18 protein-coding genes are annotated in these 17016 nt (G+C 45.2%); 6 read left to right on the forward strand and 12 right to left on the reverse strand.

The genetic code is table 11. The features are described from left to right. Positions 1-40: 40 nt before the first annotated feature. Together G517_RS0108185 and G517_RS0108190 are read right to left on the reverse strand one after the other, a co-directional pair. On the reverse strand, positions 41-1294 hold the full coding sequence (locus tag G517_RS0108185; RefSeq protein ID WP_028304003.1) for an ammonium transporter: 1254 nt from the start codon (positions 1292-1294) through the stop codon (positions 41-43). Positions 1295-1308: 14 nt separating this feature from the next. After that, positions 1309-1647, reverse strand: coding sequence for a P-II family nitrogen regulator (locus G517_RS0108190; protein ID WP_028304004.1), 339 nt, complete (start codon positions 1645-1647; stop codon positions 1309-1311). 357 nt (positions 1648-2004) lie between these two features. Here G517_RS0108190 and fdxA point away from each other — a divergent pair, with 357 nt between their 5' ends. Beyond that, positions 2005-2340 carry a ferredoxin FdxA gene (fdxA, locus tag G517_RS0108195; RefSeq protein ID WP_028304005.1) on the forward strand — a complete coding sequence of 112 codons (336 nt, stop codon included), beginning with the start codon at positions 2005-2007 and terminating at the stop codon, positions 2338-2340. Positions 2341-2875: 535 nt separating this feature from the next. Here fdxA and parC read toward each other — a convergent pair. Then, positions 2876-5158 carry a DNA topoisomerase IV subunit A gene (gene parC / locus G517_RS0108200; RefSeq protein ID WP_036590889.1) on the reverse strand — a complete coding sequence of 761 codons (2283 nt, stop codon included), beginning with the start codon at positions 5156-5158 and terminating at the stop codon, positions 2876-2878. A gap of 273 nt (positions 5159-5431) precedes the next feature. On the opposite strand from parC, the gene G517_RS0108205 reads away from it, so the two are divergent. Then, positions 5432-6238, forward strand: coding sequence for a nuclease-related domain-containing protein (locus G517_RS0108205; RefSeq protein ID WP_028304007.1), 807 nt, complete (start codon positions 5432-5434; stop codon positions 6236-6238). Between the two features lie 92 nt (positions 6239-6330). Here the strand turns inward: G517_RS0108205 and G517_RS0108210 are convergent, their stop codons facing one another. Beyond that, positions 6331-7953 (reverse strand): methyl-accepting chemotaxis protein, encoded by a 1623-nt coding sequence (locus tag G517_RS0108210; RefSeq protein WP_028304008.1) that lies wholly within the window; start codon positions 7951-7953, stop codon positions 6331-6333. Positions 7954-8200: 247 nt separating this feature from the next. Here G517_RS0108210 and G517_RS18350 point away from each other — a divergent pair, with 247 nt between their 5' ends. Continuing rightward, a complete protein-coding gene (locus G517_RS18350) occupies positions 8201-9085 on the forward strand; it encodes a prephenate dehydratase (RefSeq protein ID WP_342662493.1) in 885 nt (294 codons plus the stop codon). 87 nt (positions 9086-9172) lie between these two features. Here G517_RS18350 and G517_RS0108220 read toward each other — a convergent pair whose 3' ends face one another. Continuing rightward, on the reverse strand, positions 9173-9472 hold the full coding sequence (locus G517_RS0108220) for a hypothetical protein (RefSeq protein WP_028304009.1): 300 nt from the start codon (positions 9470-9472) through the stop codon (positions 9173-9175). Positions 9473-9715: 243 nt separating this feature from the next. Between G517_RS0108220 and G517_RS0108225 the strand changes: the two genes are divergently transcribed. Together G517_RS0108225 and G517_RS0108230 are read left to right on the forward strand one after the other, a co-directional pair. Further along, positions 9716-10048 (forward strand): DUF3392 domain-containing protein, encoded by a 333-nt coding sequence (locus tag G517_RS0108225; RefSeq protein ID WP_028304010.1) that lies wholly within the window; start codon positions 9716-9718, stop codon positions 10046-10048. A 23-nt stretch (positions 10049-10071) separates the two neighbouring features. Beyond that, entirely contained in the window at positions 10072-10605 is a 534-nt protein-coding gene (locus G517_RS0108230; RefSeq protein WP_028304011.1) for a hypothetical protein, read from the forward strand. 76 nt (positions 10606-10681) lie between these two features. Here G517_RS0108230 and dnaB read toward each other — a convergent pair whose 3' ends face one another. The 7 genes from dnaB to G517_RS18355 all read right to left on the reverse strand — a co-directional run bounded on the left by dnaB (position 10682) and on the right by G517_RS18355 (position 16671). Further along, complete coding sequence (gene dnaB / locus G517_RS0108235) at positions 10682-12085, reverse strand: replicative DNA helicase (RefSeq protein ID WP_028304012.1); 1404 nt, start codon at positions 12083-12085, stop codon at positions 10682-10684. A gap of 215 nt (positions 12086-12300) precedes the next feature. Then, the gene (gene rplI / locus G517_RS0108240) at positions 12301-12750 is read right to left on the reverse strand and encodes a 50S ribosomal protein L9 (RefSeq protein ID WP_028304013.1); all 450 of its coding nucleotides are present in this window, start codon (positions 12748-12750) and stop codon (positions 12301-12303) included. Positions 12751-12770: 20 nt separating this feature from the next. Then, positions 12771-13637 (reverse strand): hypothetical protein, encoded by an 867-nt coding sequence (locus tag G517_RS0108245; RefSeq protein WP_028304014.1) that lies wholly within the window; start codon positions 13635-13637, stop codon positions 12771-12773. 26 nt (positions 13638-13663) lie between these two features. Continuing rightward, complete coding sequence (gene rpsR / locus G517_RS0108250) at positions 13664-13891, reverse strand: 30S ribosomal protein S18 (protein WP_028304015.1); 228 nt, start codon at positions 13889-13891, stop codon at positions 13664-13666. 29 nt (positions 13892-13920) lie between these two features. Further along, entirely contained in the window at positions 13921-14343 is a 423-nt protein-coding gene (gene rpsF, locus G517_RS0108255; protein WP_028304016.1) for a 30S ribosomal protein S6, read from the reverse strand. Positions 14344-14575: 232 nt separating this feature from the next. Continuing rightward, complete coding sequence (rlmB, locus tag G517_RS0108260; RefSeq protein ID WP_028304017.1) at positions 14576-15322, reverse strand: 23S rRNA (guanosine(2251)-2'-O)-methyltransferase RlmB; 747 nt, start codon at positions 15320-15322, stop codon at positions 14576-14578. A gap of 146 nt (positions 15323-15468) precedes the next feature. Further along, positions 15469-16671 carry an RNB domain-containing ribonuclease gene (locus tag G517_RS18355; protein WP_051206231.1) on the reverse strand — a complete coding sequence of 401 codons (1203 nt, stop codon included), beginning with the start codon at positions 16669-16671 and terminating at the stop codon, positions 15469-15471. 48 nt (positions 16672-16719) lie between these two features. On the opposite strand from G517_RS18355, the gene G517_RS0108270 reads away from it, so the two are divergent. After that, positions 16720-17016, forward strand: a 297-nt coding sequence (locus tag G517_RS0108270; protein WP_028303464.1) for a transposase, incomplete at its 3' end; no start/stop codon positions are given.

The following is a 17016-nucleotide window of genomic DNA, read 5'->3' on the forward strand; positions in this document are numbered from 1 at the left end:
AGAAAGATAAAAAGTAAAATAAATCGTTTAAGACAAATGATTATTTGTCATTAGTGAACTCCGGATAAGCAGTCATGCCACATTCATGCACATCCATACCTTCCATCTCTTCTTCTTCACTTGCACGTAAACCAACAACGGCTTTAATAATCGACAAAACAACAAAGGTTGCGCCGAACATCCATGCAAAGACCACAACAGTGCCTATCAACTGATTCATAAAGGTTGCATCAGGATTACTGATCAAGACTGCAAAGATCCCCCAAATACCAGCTGAACCATGTACCGAAATAGCGCCAACAGGGTCATCCAGCTTCAGTTTGTCCAGCAGCAATACAGACCCCACAACAATCAGGCCACCAACAGCACCAATTAAAGTTGCCATCGCAGGAGACGGCATTAACGGTTCTGCTGTAATCGCAACCAAACCGGCCAAAGCACCATTAATGGTCATGGTGAGATCCGTCTTACCAAATAAGAAGCGAGCGAGTAATGCTGCTGCAACCATACCCGCAGCGGCAGCGGCGTTAGTGTTAACAAAAACTTTAGCGACAGCATTAGCTTCATCAATATTCGCGATTTTTAGTTCAGAGCCACCATTAAAGCCAAACCAGCCCATCCATAGGATAAACATACCCAGTGTAGCCATCGGTAAATTAGCACCAGGAATCGCTATTGGCTTACCATTTTTCCCATAGCGGCCTTTACGTGGACCTACCAAAATAACGGCAGCCAGTGCAGCTGAAGCACCCGCCATATGAACAACAACAGAACCTGCAAAATCTTGAAAGCCCATTTGGTCTAAGAAACCACCGCCCCATTTCCAATAACCTTCTACTGGGTAGATAACCGACACCATTACAATGGCGAAAATTAAGAAAGGCCATAGGCGCATCCGCTCAGCAACAGCACCCGATACAATCGACATTGTTGCTGCAGCAAATACCGCTTGGAAAATGAAGTCCGACATTGTCGAGTAGTAAGGTGCGCCCTCTTCTCCAGAAAGCACATCCGCAGCGGTATTGTCTGCACCCAAGAAGAAATCGATTCCTGGAATAACTGACGACATAGGGTTAGCAGGGTACATCACGTTGTAACCAACAATTAGATAAACAATGCAGGCGATACCATATAACAAAGCATTCTTGTTGAGGATCTCAACCGTGTTCTTACTTCTTACTAAACCCGCTTCAAGCATGGCAAAACCAGCCGCCATCCACATCACTAAAGCTGCGCTTATTAAGAAATAAAACGTATCGAGGGCATAACCTACTTCAATGACTAAATTATCCATATCTTGCTCCTATCCTAAAGGGCCTGCTCGCCGGTTTCACCAGTGCGAATCCGAACGGCTTTATCTATATCTAGAACGAAGATTTTTCCATCGCCTATTTTTCCTGTTCCGCAGGTTTGAGAAATAGCTTCTAGGATTGGATCAACAAAATCATCCTTTACCGCAATTTCTATTTTCACCTTGGACTGAAATTCGACGCTGTACTCTGCCCCCCTATATAGCTCCGTATGCCCTTTTTGTCGGCCATACCCATGAACCTCTGTTGTGGTAAGGCCTGTAATACCTAATTCTTGCAATGCCTCACGCGTATCATTTAACGCGTGGGGCCTGATAATGGCACTAATTAGCTTCATAAAAACCCCTTTCTCTATAAGAAAAATTATTTCTCTTTGGGAATATTGAAGAACCGTGCCATGTTTGTTAAAACATATGAAATTCAGCAAGTTAAAAGAAAAGTAAGGGCTATAACATAATAAAGTCTTGAGATAGGGCGCACCGAATGTGATCAATGGCTCTATTATGTGCACCACGGTTATGGTTCCTACTCTTTTATCCCATAGCATTGGGTTTTATAAGATAGTCATCAAAGCTTTTTATTAAGAGGGAGGTGTTTTTTTCAGAAAGGACTTATTAGCGTATTATTCAAACACGCTCAATTTGTGATTCAGTCATAAAATAATGCACACTGCCGAATAAATAGGAGAATCGCTATGGCTTTTGTTGTGACCGATAACTGCATTCAGTGCAAATACACCGATTGCGTTGACGTTTGTCCTGTGGATTGTTTCTACGAAGGGCCTAATTTCTTGGTGATTCACCCCGATGAGTGCATCGACTGCGCATTGTGTGAGCCTGAATGCCCCGCAGCAGCGATTTACTCAGAAGATGAGCTACCTGATGAACTACAAGATTTTATCGAGTTGAATACACTTTTAGCAGAACACTGGCCTAATATTACCGAGCGCAAAGACCCTCTGCCAGAGGCTGAAAAATGGGATGGCATTGAAAATAAGTTGAATAAGCTAGAAGGTATGCCAAACGATTAATCGAGGCTATAAAAAAGAAAATTAGATAAAAAAGAAGAAGATAAATAAAACAGAAATAGAAGAATAAAAAGGGTAGAAAAAACAGAAAGGATAAAAAAAGAAAGAGAAAAAGAGAAAAAGAGAAGGGCGGCCTTGCCGCCCTTTGTTCCCTTACCATCTAATCCATGATAGCTGACTCATCCTAAGTCTTCCGTGTGGTGTCCTTGAACTAATGCTCCTGCATCCCTGTTCGCCACAAAATCCAATCCTGTATGCCCTTATATCGAAACCCTTTTCGATGTGCTGCCACTCCTTGACTGCCCGTTAACTTTATCAAATCCCTGCATTAAAAAAACACTCTATTTTACATTGGCTATCGTTACTGATTCACTATAAAAACATAACCTACTGATAGTATTATATTTTTTTGTAAAACCACTCCGAAACAGGCTAATAACAAGGGTTCAAACTGACAATATCGTCATGTTTTGTAAGATATGTCTTACAACGGTATAAGACATATTGGCGCGCTGCCTTTGTTATCGTTCCATTTCAGTTAGTCTGTCTCTTTGACCATGATTTGATCAACTTTTTGAAATCCCCGTGGCAGCTTATTTCCACGACGACCACGCTCTCCAAGATAATGCTCTAGGTCTGCAGGTTTCAGCATCAGATGGCGCTTACCCGCATAAATAGCGAGGGTCTCATCGCCATTGAAAACGATATAGTCTCGAATATATTCTTCTCGTCCAGAGGATTTAGCCGCTGCAATATCGATCATCTTATTGCCTTTACCTTTGCCTAGCGTCGGCAGTTGTTCCAACAGGAACACCAATAAGCGCCCCTCCGTTGTAATCACCGCAACACGCAGATCATCCCCCACTGGAATAATCTTAGGAGGTAAAACCTCACAACCTTTTGGCACGGTGAGCAAGGCTTTCCCTGCTTTCTTCGTCGCAAGAAGATCAGACGATTCGACAACAAAGCCATAACCAGCATCGCTGGCCATCAGAAAACGCCCCTTCTCTTCCGCCATGACCAAACCTTGAAAGGCTGCACCAGAAGGCGGATTAATACGTCCTGTTAACGGCTCACCTTGCCCTCTAGCAGAAGGTAATGTGTGGGCAGGTAAAGAGTAACTACGGCCACTACTATCAATAAAGACCGCCTGCTGATTAGATTTACCGTAACAGGCAAGATGAAAGCCATCCCCTGATTTATAGCTCAAACCTTCTGGATCAATATCATGGCCTTTAGCAGCTCTAATCCAGCCCTGTTTTGAGAGCACAATGGTAATAGGGTCTGCACTAACGAGAGCGGTCTCGTCGAGAGCTTTAGCGTCTTCTCGTCGTACTAATGGTGAACGTCGTGGATCACCAAACTGTTTAGCATCCGCGCTAAGCTCATCTTCAATCAATTGATTTAACGCGCTAGCGGAGCCTAATAAATACTCAAGCTTTTGACGTTCATCTTCTAGCTCAGCTTGCTCACCACGAATTTTAACTTCTTCGAGCTTGGCAAGCTGACGCAAGCGCAGCTCTAAAATAGCTTCAGCCTGATGCTCACTAAGGGCAAAGCGGTTAATCAACTCTTGCTTGGGTTCATCTTTACTGCGAATAATATCGATCACTTCATCGATATTAAGAAAAGCGACCAGCAAACCTTCTAACAGATGCAGCCGATCGGTTACCTTCTGCAACCGGTACTCTAAGCGCCGTCTTACGGTTGCTTGACGGAAGCGCAGCCACTCAGCCAAGATTTGCACCAAGCCTTTAACCTGCGGTCGACCATCCGTGCCAATCATATTGAGGTTAACGCGATAACTTTTCTCAAGGTCTGTGGTAGCAAACAGGTGCGCCATGATAGCGTCGACATCGACTCGATTGGAACGAGGTACAATCACAAGTCGAGTAGGATTTTCATGGTCAGACTCATCCCGAAGATCAACCACCATAGGGAGTTTTTTAGCCTGCATTTGTGCGGCAATTTGCTCTAGAATTTTAGCACCCGACACCTGATGTGGCAGTGCGGTAACAACCACATCACCCTCTTCCACCTGATAGATCGCCCGCATACGAAGGCTACCTTTGCCTGTCTCGTATAGCTTACGAATATCACTCTCTGGGGTGATGATCTCAGCATCCGTTGGATAGTCTGGCGCTTTAACAAACCGCATAAGATCGGTAATACCTGAAGCCGGATGATTCAATAGATGAATCGCCGCTTGGGCTACCTCATTAAGATTATGGGGCGGAATATCCGTTGCCATACCAACGGCGATACCAGTAGAGCCGTTGAGTAAAACATGGGGCACACGGCTCGGCAGTACAGCGGGTTCATTTAGCGTACCGTCAAAATTGGGGAGCCAATCCGCTGTGCCATGACCTAATTCTGTGAGTAGTAACTCTGAAAATTTGGACAATTTGGCTTCGGTATAACGCATTGCCGCAAAAGATTTTGGGTCATCAGGGGAACCCCAGTTACCTTGGCCATCAACCAATGGATAACGATAGGAGAAAGGCTGCGCCATTAACACCATCGCTTCATAGCAGGCACTATCACCATGGGGGTGAAATTTACCCAATACGTCACCCACGGTACGGGCAGATTTTTTATGCTTAGCACTGGCTTTTAGCCCTAGCTCAGACATCGCATAAATAATGCGGCGCTGAACGGGCTTAAGACCATCACCGATATGAGGAAGCGCACGATCAAGAATGACGTACATGGAGTAATCAAGGTAGGCTTTCTCAGTATATTGCTTGAGCGATATCTGCTCTATACCATCATGATTGGGATTGGTAGAGCCATCATGACTGGGGTTAATAGGTGCACTCATCCGATTAGGTAATCCATTGATTGTTCAGGCGGAAATAAAATTCAGACGGAAATAACCGTTTTCACAAGTCTAACGAACATCTGTTTATCTTTACAGGTTTCATGTGATTTCCAGTATTTTTACGCCGTTTATTGTCAGCGCTTTAAAGTTGTCGATAAATTGAATCTACTCAGAGGATTCTGTTTCTGCTTATAATCAAGACATCTAACTCATTAAAAAGATAATCGCTGTTTATCGCTGACCCAATAACCTCTCTATCTGAGCCTCATACCAATGATTTTGACCGAATATAAATTTCGCCCCGAGACAGATTCTCCCGCAGAGGAAAACTGTGCTGATGTCGCCAGCAAGCTAAAGATAGCCTTCGAAGAAGGCTCAGATATGATTGTCATCAACAACCTTACCGTTGTCGTTTACGACCGTCAGATAACGGTAGATCATGCGGTAATACACACCTATGGCATTACACTGGTTAGCAGCCGCTCCCTGTACGGAAAAATTGAGGTGAACTATCGCGGGGAGTGGTCTCGTAGTGTAAAAGGCCGCGATGTTCCCATGGAAAATCCTATCGACCTTTATAAACATGTGAGTAAGGCCCTGCGGGAATATCTGCATAAAAATACCGAAACCATTATGAGTAAACATAACGGTGTGCAGAAAAACTTTGACGGCCTACCTATTGAGCTGATGTTTATTCAAGCACCCAAATGCAGCTTACAAGGTAACGGCATTAACTCATCGTCTATTTTATTTGCCGAACAACTAACACAAACTATTACACGCCACTTTAATTCTTATAAAAAGCGTGTTTATCAGCAGTTTGGCGGAATGGATGTCTTTCGTTTTTTCGCATCTGACTTGTTTGCCTGCGCAGATTTCTTAGTAGGGAATGAGATCAATCGTGAAAGTTATCCTGCAGCTCAACCAGACCAGTCCGGTGCAGGAGGTGCTAACGTAAAAGCCCAGCGCCGCGTAATTGTGCGTACCCGTAAAAAAGATGGCGGCCCAGGTGTGATTAAAGGCCGTACAATTAAACCGAGCCGAAAACCTGCGCTATCAATTGATCTTGATAAAAAATAGCGCTTAGCATAAAAATAAGCAGCAATATTACGCCATAAAAAAACCGATCCTATTAAGCAAACAGGATCGGCTCTTTTATTTCGAGCCCAGCACTAGCGTAATCTAAATTGACCTACCATTTTTTCAAGATCAACGGCCAATTTAAGCAAGCTATCACTAACAGCAACACTCTCGAGAACGTCAATGGAAGTACGTTCAGCGATTGAACTAATATCCTGCACGCTACGGTTTACTTCTGCGGAGGCGCTTTCTTGTTGCTGGGCCGATAGCGTCATCTGAGCATTAAGTGTGTTGATACCCGCTACCGCCGCCGCAATTTCATTCAATGACGTAGCGACCTTCTCAACCTCACTAACACTCATTCGGCTGCTTTCTTGGGCATTTTGCATAACGTCAACCGCCTCGCTTACCTCATGCTGAAGCTGTTCAATGGTATTATGCACCTCTAGAGTCGACTTATGCGTCCTTGTCGCCAGAGAGCGCACCTCATCAGCAACAACGGCAAAACCTCGACCAGCCTCACCAGCACGGGCCGCTTCAATGGCTGCGTTTAGCGCCAGTAAGTTGGTTTGCTCAGCGATAGAGGTAATCACATCAAGCACGGTACCCACATCATTACTGTAATTACCCACCTTACTAATAACGCTAGATGCTTGCTCAATTTCTCCCGTTAGCTGGCCAATTGCTTTAATCGCACTCCCGGTAAGTTCCGTGCCTAACTTAGCTTGCTCGTTGGCACTAGAAGATGCTTCCGAAGCACTTTCAGCATAAGATTTCACTTCATAGGCGTTGCTCTCGACCTGATGCATTGCACTAACGACGGTTTCTGTGCCAGTTTGCTGCCGATGAACCGCATTGACTGTACTTTCCGACATTTTAGAGATACTTTCTGCCGCATCTTTTAGCTGATGGGTCATGCCTGTAACCTGTTGCATACTGTCTCTAAATCGACGCAGCATAGTATTAAAGGCTATAGCCAGTGCACCAATTTCATCGTGACCACTCACATCTCGAACTTCTAGAGAAAGATCCGCGTTATGCTCCACCTTCTGCATTACCGCACGCACCTTGTTCAACGGTGCCACAATCAGTCGGCGTAACAGATAAAGAATAACAATAAAGCCCACAAAGAAAAGACCAACCTGAATAGCTCCTAAGCGCCATAAATTAGCACTGATATGGCTATCAAGGGTTCCTAGAGAGTAACTTACCCTAACCGCGCCTAGCACTGTGCCTTCTGGCACAACGTGGCACATCAAGCAGTTAGTGCCTCTATAATCCTTACTGGCTCGAATAGGGTTAAGAACCGTTAAAACTCGACCGTTGCTGCCATCATCAATTTGTTTGATGATTTCGCCATCTAAAGCACGACGATCCAGCTCATCAGAAACTTGCTCTTCCGGCAGCCCTGGGCCAAAAATCTTATTAACCTCTTCGCCACGAATAATACGAGCATCAACCACGTCCGGTTGACTCATTACTTTTTTGCGCAAAATCCCTCGATTGTCTAACGTGCCGGTAATCATCATGATATTCACGGCATCAAAATATGAATCTGCAGTGTCCTGTGTGTGTTGCAGAATAACCTCTTCGACCATTGCCCGTTCATTGCGTACACTAAAAACCATAGATACGACAAAAATAAGCACGAACACCAACAATAAAGCCACTGTTATTTTGGCCTGAATTGATGCTCCCGAGGTAGACTGATTCATTATTATCTCCGCATGGTTCAGTGCTGTTTTTTAATTCTAGTTCATTTTTTAAACGACATTACTTTAAGGTTTTTCAGTCAATATCTACTCAGCCATATTGATCATAAAACTCTTATTGAACAATTCCTTATTGAAAGTCTTCTTATTGACCAATCAATATAGGTACAAGAAAACATGTTGCATTTAAAATGCCATGCCTAACCCTATTTGTACACAAAACAACCTACCCTTTAACAGGAAAAAATAAGTGTCTGAGATCATGACTTCATCGACAAAATCGGAACAAATTATCGCCTTTCAAGGACATCTTGGTGCTTACTCTCATCTAGCCTGTCGAAATGCTCGTCCAAACCTCTCTCCAGTCCCCTGTGCAACGTTTACCGAAGCGATGCAAAAGGTAGAAAAAGGACAGGCAGGTCTAGCGATGATACCTATAGAGAACTCGACTGCAGGTCGGGTAGAAGAGATTTATCGCCAGCTACCTAAAACACGCCTATCTATTATCGGTGAACATTTCGAAAGCATTAATCATTGCCTGATTGGATTAAAAGGCAGTCAGCTTGAATCGATTGAAACCGTATGCTCACATCCACAAGCATTAGCACAGTGTGATAACAATATTATGAAGCTGGGGCTGAAAACGGATGTAAAATCAGATACAGCGGGGGCAGCTCATGAGATCATGCAGCTGCAAGATACGACCCGCGCAGCTATCGCATCATCAATGGCCGCTGAGCTCTATGGCATGGATATTCTAAAGGAAAATTTTCAGGATTATGATGGCAATACCACTCGGTTTATTATTCTGTCTAGAGAGGCTGAATTACCCGAGTACCGTCAAGGCCAAAAATACCTCACCTCTTTAATGTTTCGAGTACGTAACCTACCCGCAGCGCTTTACAAGGGTATGGGCGGCTTTGCCACCAACGGCATTAATATGGTGAAACTGGAAAGCTATATGGATACGGGAAGTTTCCAAGCGACATCCTTTTATATGGATGTGGAGGCTCATCAGTCAGAGCAAGGCATGGTTAACGCATTAGAAGAGTTGGCTTTTTTTGCTCAGGATATACGTATTCTTGGCACGTATACCCCCAGTTCTTGGAGGCAGGTAAAAGGCGTTATTTCATAAGATATTTCGGTAAAATGAATCAAGCGGGTTAGGATCAACCCGCTTATGCTTGTAGCCTATCCTTTATAAAAATTTGTTATAAAAAATTTACTGATTATAAGTTGCTGGATCGATCCAAACACCCAACGAATTGCGGTCAATCCAGTTACCTTGCTTATTTTCTTTATAGCGAAAAACGACAACGTCGCCTTCACGAACAGACAACTCAGGATCTTCTGTCTGATAAGAATAAGTCACACCATCCACAATTAAGGCATGTCGATACAGCTCAGGCATACCAAGCCATTCTTGAAACGGTCCTTCCGTAACAACAGAGTCCAGTTTCCCCTTGCCTTGAAGTTTTGGTGCGCGTGGTCGACGTGCTCCTGGACGGAAGTTACCAGCCATGAATGATCCTCTTTGTTTGAAGTTAAATAGTTTGAGCTAATTGTTTTAAACCAAATAGTTTGAGCTAAAAACGTTTATCAAAAACCCTGATCGCCAGAACGAAGGCGAAGGATTATAGGGGTTATTTCTCAAGACACAAGTTACAAAGGGATAAGCGTAATTACTTTTTTAACTGGTGATAAGAGAATCTCTAAGTAAACTAACGATTCTATTCTCAGTAAGTCTCAACAAGGAAAAAAACCTATGGAGCTATTTCACAACGTTCTTACGGCGCTAGCCGACTGGATTCGCCCTCATAGCGGCAATATTGCATTAGCACTTATTGCCACTATATTAGTCGTTTATGGCGATGAGATTAATCGCGCTGTTAAAAAGCAGTTACGCCCTTATCCCTATCTGATTCGACTAATCGGTTTTGTCATGCTTTGCGCCTTCGGTTACGGTGCGCTAACCGTTTATGCCACACCTGTCATAGAAAACCTGATTCAGAAAATCCCTAGCCTTTATTTAGCACCTGCAGTGGCCATACTGTTCTTACTGGTAGGCTTACTGGCTGAGCGCCGTCGCCAGATTTAACCGTAGATACACAAGGTTTACTCATGCACTCCCAAGATAAATTCACCCAAAAGATATCCTTACTTTCAACCGAGCTTTGCTCTATAGCAACACTAGAGCAGAAGGGGCAGCTCAGAATCTATAAAAGCCAGGGCGAGCCTAGAACCAACAATGCCTCTCGGTATCATTTATTTTGGTTATCGGAGTACCCACATAGCAGTTTCATGCTGGGTGTTTTTTACAACACGGAATCCTTAGCGCTTTATAGAAAACGTTTTATTGATCAACCCCAAACCTCACCTCGACTTGCCCTTGATGAGGAGACTGCTCAACAGCTAAAAGATGACAAGCTGCCCGTTGATCTTCCTTTTTTTACCGGTGTTTTTGGGACAGCTTTTAGCGGTTATGTGATTAAGTTAGACGAGGAATCAAACGGGCACTTAGAGCGTCCCTTGCTAATGCTTTTTTATACGGCAGATTACCGATCTGAGCTACTCGGTGTTTTTGATGAAGTAGAGGCCTTAGAGCGTCTGACAGCACATTATGATGCCCGCCGTCAGCGTTGTATGCTCTGTTGAAAACAATACTCATACGCTAGCACGTGCCAACCTAGCAGCTCCAGTTATACACAGAAGTAGCGTACATAACGAAAAACTATTCATCGCCACCCATTGCTGCTGCGTACTGGGCGTAATGCTCTGGCGCTAAATCTTCAAAGCGTGTGAATTGGCCACGAAAAGCCAGCTTAATACTGCCAATGGGACCGTTACGCTGCTTGCCAATAATGACTTCAGCAATGCCTTTATTGGCTTCGTCGTCTTTGTTGTAGACCTCATCTCGGTAGATAAAGGCGATCACATCCGCATCCTGCTCGATTGCACCGGACTCACGTAGATCCGACATCACAGGTCGTTTATTAGGGCGTTGTTCCAAACTCCGGTTCAGCTGGGAAAGCGCAATCACAGGGCAGTTAAACTCTTTGGCGATACCTTTTAGAGAGCGTGAAATTTCAGAGATCTCCGCAGTACGGTTATCGGATAAACCCGGTACCCGCATTAACTGAAGGTAATCGATCATCACTAAGCCAATGTCGCCATTTTCCCGATGCAGACGTCGAATACGAGAGCGCATTTCACTAGGACTTAGGCCTGCCGTATCATCAATAAAGAGCTTTTTCTTTTCCAGCAGATTAACAGCGGACATTAAACGCGGCCAATCATCATCATCCAGCTTGCCGGTACGCACTTTAGTTTGATCAATACGCCCCAGAGAGGAGAGCATCCGCAGCATAAGGGAATCACTAGGCATCTCCATGCTGAAGACCACCACAGGCTTGTCTTGAGTTAATGCCACGTTCTCGACAATATTCATGGCAAAAGTTGTTTTCCCCATGGAAGGGCGGCCTGCAACAATCACCAAATCAGAAGGCTGCAAGCCTGAGGTCATACCGTCAAGATCAGAAAAACCCGTGGCAATACCTGTCATAGAAGAATCTAGACGATAAAGCTCATCAATACGATCAACGGTTTTTTGCAAAATAGAAACGACACCTTCTGGGCCACCTATTTTAGGTCTATTCTCCGCAATAGCGAAGACCAACTGTTCCGCTTCATTAAGCAGTTCATCAGAAGTGCGGCCTTCCGTGTCATAGGCACTTTCGGCAATTTTATTCGCCGCATGAATCATCTGACGAAGTGTTGATCGTTCCTGAACAATCCGTGCATAGGCTGCAATATTACTTGCGGATGGCGTGTTACGGGCCACCTCTGCTAAATAGGCAAGACCGCCTATTTGATCAAGTTCTTTTCGATCATCCAGAATCTCCGACAAAGTAACGACGTCAAAGGGCTGAGCACGCTCTGCCAGCTCCATCATCGCATTAAAGATCATTTTATGGTCGCGTCGATAAAAGTCGTGAGCGGTAATCCTTTCCGCCACTGAATCCCAAGCCTCGTTATCCAGCAGCAGACCACCCAAAACGGAGCGTTCAGCCTCAAGAGAGTACGGGGGTATTTTAAGGGCTTCTGTTTGTTTATCGATATGGGTTCGTTCGGCCATAAACCAAAGACGCTCCTGTGCGGGATGAGATGAACGGGTAAGTGTATCTCAAAAGCGGCTCTAAAAAAGAACTGCTCTAAGGAATAAATCATAACGGGAAATATTAGGGAGAGGCCTAAAATAATAACGTAAGAAAGGTTTAAGCATCAAAAAAAACGATAAAAAAAAAGCACTCAGGGTTAAACCCTAAGTGCCTTTTCACAGATCAGTCGATCTTATTCTTCAGCAGTCACGATAACGCGAACCGAAGTAGAAACATCACTGTGCAGCTGGATTACAACGTCGAATTCACCAACGGTGCGAATCGGGCCGTCTGGTAGACGAACTTCACTTTTAGCAACGTCGATACCCGCAGAGCTGATAGCATCAGCCAAATCACGTGTACCGATAGAGCCAAATAGCTTGCCTTCGTCACCAGCTTTAGTGCCGATTGACAGCTCAATCTCTTCCAGTGCAGCAGCGCGAGCTTCTGCAGCGGCTTTGATTTCAGCAGCCTGAGCTTCAAGCTCAGTACGGCGAGTTTCGAATTCAGCAATATTTGCTTCTGTCGCAACAACAGCTTTGCCGTATGGCAATAGGAAGTTGCGGCCATAACCAGATTTAACGGTTACTTTGTCGCCTAAGCCACCCAGTTTGCCTACTTTTTCGAGTAGAATAACTTCCATCTCGTTAACCTCTTTCTATTTTATGGCTCATCGTGGTTTGAAGGTTTTGCCAATCGTTGGCGAAAGTTCAAACTACTATCAAGGAGAGCCACAAAAATCATCAATACGTACAGTGAGTGTCCGGCAAAAAACAGTATTGCATAAAACACTGTCAGCCACGACTTACTCAATTGTTTGATCGTTACAACCGCATGTACTAAAGCGATACAGGCGAACACCAGCGGTAGTGTCAGTGATGGGATCCATTTAATCGCTTCAGGAGTAATGCCAACCCCAAAAACAACAATTGTTCCCAGTACCAGTCCTGCCCAAATCGGTAGCCGTAGCTGATGAAACTCTTTCTGAAAGCCGCCTGGATTAAACAGACTAGCCTGCCAGAAGCGGGCGAGCATAACGCACCCAATCATCATCAATGCATGTACTGCTGAGATTACACCAGAAAAGAGACTGATCAAAAACTGATCCAACTCGATGCCAGAGCGCTCTGCTAGGGCTGCATCACCTAAGATCATCTCGCGACTCGCCTGAGCCAGTTCTAGCATGAGATCCGGTGGTAACCACTGAACAGTACTTGCAGTAACGGCGCCAATAGTAGCCCCTACCAATAGTGTATATGACCAGCTAACACTTTCTCTTAGCACTAGCGCCATTATATAGGCACCAATAATCACAAACAGCGGGGTAAGATCACCTTGGGCGAACCAAAAGACCGCAGGAAGGGAGCTCCAAAGCATCACCTGACTGCCATCTCGACCACCCTTACGAAGGGTGACTACACCGACAACAGCAGCAGCAATCCAAAATAAAAATGGAACTGCTGCGCTTAATGCTGTTGCAATAATCGCGTTAGTTCGCGATTTTAGTGCATATTCTGCGATAAAACGCATGCACCTGCCTTATATCGATTTAATGCCTACTGGTGGCCGTCAGTGTACGGCAGCAAAGCTAGGTAGCGGGCGCGCTTAATAGCGGTTGCCAGCTGACGCTGATAGCGTGCTTTAGTACCAGTAATACGGCTTGGAACGATCTTGCCAGTTTCAGTGATGTAGCTTTTCAGAATTTCGATGTCTTTATAATCGATCTGATCGACACCTTCAGCGGTGAAACGGCAGAACTTGCGACGACGGAAAAAACGTGCCATGAGAATACTCCCCAAAAGTCTCTAAGTGATTAATCTTCAGAATCAGTAGCGTCTTCTGCTACATCTTCAGATTCAACTTCAACAGCTTCTGGAGCACGCTCAGGCTTACGCTCGTCACGACGATCTTCGCGAGAGGCTTCAGCTTTAACCGGAGATGCTTCAGTCACAGCGTTCTTAGTGCGAACCACCAAGTTACGGATGATTGCATCGTTGTAACGGAAAATCTCAGTCAGCTCGTCAACTACTGCGCTAGTAGACTCAATGTTCATAAGAACATAGTGAGCTTTGTGAATCTTGTTAATTGGGTATGCCAGATGACGACGACCCCAATCTTCCATACGATGAACAGTACCACCACTTTCCTGTACTAGGCTGGTGTAACGTTCGATCATCGCTGGAACCTGTTCGCTCTGGTCCGGATGAACCATGAACACAACTTCGTAATGACGCATTATAGCTCCTTACGGTTTTACAGCTTCTCTTGAGGATTGTTCTCTAGAAAAGCAAGGAGTGGAAAGAAACGTTGTTTTAAACAACCGCGAGAGCTTACAGATCCTAGGATCAGTACGCAAGAGATTACTCGCAAATGTGAAAAAAATTCATCTAATTAAGACGGCCTAAGATAAATAGCCTAGAGGGGAAACTTACCCCTCTAGAAAAAAATCCAAAGCAAAGCGAAAAGAACTAGAGCAAAGCGCGCTGTCGAACCGCTTCATAAAGGCAAACACCTGTAGCGACCGATACATTTAAGCTACTCACATCACCCGCCATCGGCAGGTTAACCAGCAGATCGCAATGTTCTCGGGTTAGGCGGCGCATACCTTTTCCTTCTGCCCCCATGACCAAAGCGATAGGGCCGGCCATATCGGTAGCGTACAATCCTTGGTCCGCTTCTCCTGCGGTGCCTATCACCCAAATACCATGCTGCTTAAGTTCGCCAAGTGTGCGAGCCAAATTGGTCACACTGACAACAGGCATCACTTCCGCTGCGCCACAGGCAACTTTACGCACAGTGGCATTTAGGGTGGCCGATCGGTCTTTGGGCAAGATAACCGCATCGGCGCCCGCCGCATCAGCCGTCCGTAAAACCGCGCCTAGATTATGAGGATCAGTAACACCATCAAGCACAAGCAAGAGCGGTGCTTTTTGCTGATCGGCCCGCTGCGCAATGGTTTCAAACAGCCATTGCTCGGAGTATGTTTTTAGAGGCTTACAGACGGCAACAACGCCTTGATGCACCAAGCCGCCAACCATATCATCAAGCGCATCACGATCATGGAACTGCTGACGTGTACCCACTTGACCTGCAAGCTGCAAGATATGGTTGAGCTTCTCGTCATCTCGGCCTTGTAATAGATGCAAGCTAATCACCTGCTCTGGCTGACGTTCAAGCAAACTGGTCACGGCATGAATACCAAAAATGGCTTCTATCGCGGGTTTGCGAGATGCAGGTTTACGCCCTTGCTGTTTTTTACCCGCTCCACTTTGGGCGCGGTCATTTCTGTGCTGTTTCACAAAAGTACCTGATAACTATGTATTGTCTATGGGCATTCGGTGCTAAAAGTAAGCCTTACTCATTACTCTTTTATCTTCTTAACTTTCTTTTTCTTAGGCGCTTTCTTCTTCACACTATCGTTCATCCCTGAACGACCTTTTTCAGCAGGTTTTAACTTCCGTTTTCTACTGTTTTTTTTTGGCTTATCGTTTTTTTTAGCGCCGCCAGCATCAGCTTGGCTTCCGCCAATAGCCTTATTTTCTTGAGCTGAATCTGCTTCTGACGTTTTATTCACACGTTTGCGCGGCTGACGTTTACGTCCAACGGAGTCATCTGGCTTGCTTTGATCCAGTTCAAAGTCAATCTTACGATCATCCAAATCAACCCGTGCCACAATAACGGTTAACTCATCATTGATGCCGTAAACTCGACCGCTACGATCACCGCGCAAGCGCTGTTTCAGCGGATCAAATTGATAATAATCTGACGGCAGGCCTGTGATATGGACAAGTCCCTCAACGTAGATCTCATCAAGGCGCACGAACAGGCCAAAGCCTGTAACACCAGTCACTTTACCAGTAAAACTTTCACCAACGCGACTGGCGGTATATTCACATTTCAACCAGGCCAACACATCATAGGTGGCATCATCCGCACGACGTTCCGTCATCGAGCAATGTTCACCCAGCTCAATCATCTGCTCTTGACTATAGGGTAGCCACTGACTGCGGGGCTGAGCCGGTGTCGTTTCGCAACGCTGCAAATGACTACTGGTAATATCACTACGAATTAATGCCCGAATCGCACGGTGCAGCAGTAAATCAGGGTAGCGACGAATCGGCGACGTAAAGTGCGTATAAGCTTTGTAATTTAAACCAAAGTGGCCTTCGTTCTCTGGGCTATAAACCGCCTGAGACAACGACTGCAACAGCATGGTCTGAATTGTACCGGCATCAGGTCGCTCTGAAATAGCCTGCATTAGATCTTGATAATCTTCAGGCGTAGGCTTTAAGCCACCCCCTAATTCAAAACCAAGCTCACCAAGGAAAGATTTAAGCTTTTCAAGGCGCTGTTCTTTAGGGCCTTTGTGTACACGGAATAGACCGGGTACTTTATATTTTTCCAGCAGCCGAGCAGAGGCCACGTTAGCACAGAGCATACATTCTTCAATCAGCTTATGGGCTTCGTTACGAACCACCGGCACAATGCGTTCGATCTTACGATTTTCATCAAAGACGATGCGGGTCTCAACGGTTTCAAAGTCAATAGCACCGGTAGTGTTCAAAAGTCTGTGTCACCCCTATAGTTAACCCTCTACAGGGAGTGACACATTATGTCCGATAAATACGAAATCGACATTCAGGCCTTCGCTAAGGCTCTTCAGTCCGGTCAGGGACTTAATGGTAAAGATGGCCTTCTGACACCACTGATTAAACAGATTACCGAAGCGGCCTTGGGCGCAGAACTCGATGAGCATATGGCTCAGGATGACCAGCCCAACCGTAAAAACGGTACCTCCCGTAAAACAGTTAAAACAGCCTCTGGCTCGTTTGAGCTGGACACACCCCGTGACCGTAATGGCTCGTTCGAACCGCAGACGGTTAAAAAGTACCAGACCCGTCTGACCGAT

This window comes from Oceanospirillum maris DSM 6286 (genome assembly GCF_000422865.1).
Taxonomy (GTDB): Bacteria; Pseudomonadota; Gammaproteobacteria; order Pseudomonadales; family Halomonadaceae; genus Oceanospirillum; species Oceanospirillum maris.

Excerpts from the sequence above, each read along its gene's own strand:
- G517_RS0108185 (WP_028304003.1), bottom strand. The coding sequence starts at position 1,294 with ATGGATAATTTAGTCATTGAAGTAGGTTATGCCCTCGATACGTTTTAT.
- G517_RS0108190 (WP_028304004.1), bottom strand. The coding sequence starts at position 1,647 with ATGAAGCTAATTAGTGCCATTATCAGGCCCCACGCGTTAAATGATACG.
- fdxA (WP_028304005.1), top strand. The coding sequence starts at position 2,005 with ATGGCTTTTGTTGTGACCGATAACTGCATTCAGTGCAAATACACCGAT.
- parC (WP_036590889.1), bottom strand. The coding sequence starts at position 5,158 with ATGAGTGCACCTATTAACCCCAGTCATGATGGCTCTACCAATCCCAAT.
- G517_RS0108205 (WP_028304007.1), top strand. The coding sequence starts at position 5,432 with ATGATTTTGACCGAATATAAATTTCGCCCCGAGACAGATTCTCCCGCA.
- G517_RS0108210 (WP_028304008.1), bottom strand. The coding sequence starts at position 7,953 with ATGAATCAGTCTACCTCGGGAGCATCAATTCAGGCCAAAATAACAGTG.
- G517_RS0108220 (WP_028304009.1), bottom strand. The coding sequence starts at position 9,472 with ATGGCTGGTAACTTCCGTCCAGGAGCACGTCGACCACGCGCACCAAAA.
- G517_RS0108225 (WP_028304010.1), top strand. The coding sequence starts at position 9,716 with ATGGAGCTATTTCACAACGTTCTTACGGCGCTAGCCGACTGGATTCGC.
- G517_RS0108230 (WP_028304011.1), top strand. The coding sequence starts at position 10,072 with ATGCACTCCCAAGATAAATTCACCCAAAAGATATCCTTACTTTCAACC.
- dnaB (WP_028304012.1), bottom strand. The coding sequence starts at position 12,085 with ATGGCCGAACGAACCCATATCGATAAACAAACAGAAGCCCTTAAAATA.
- rplI (WP_028304013.1), bottom strand. The coding sequence starts at position 12,750 with ATGGAAGTTATTCTACTCGAAAAAGTAGGCAAACTGGGTGGCTTAGGC.
- G517_RS0108245 (WP_028304014.1), bottom strand. The coding sequence starts at position 13,637 with ATGCGTTTTATCGCAGAATATGCACTAAAATCGCGAACTAACGCGATT.
- rpsR (WP_028304015.1), bottom strand. The coding sequence starts at position 13,891 with ATGGCACGTTTTTTCCGTCGTCGCAAGTTCTGCCGTTTCACCGCTGAA.
- rpsF (WP_028304016.1), bottom strand. The coding sequence starts at position 14,343 with ATGCGTCATTACGAAGTTGTGTTCATGGTTCATCCGGACCAGAGCGAA.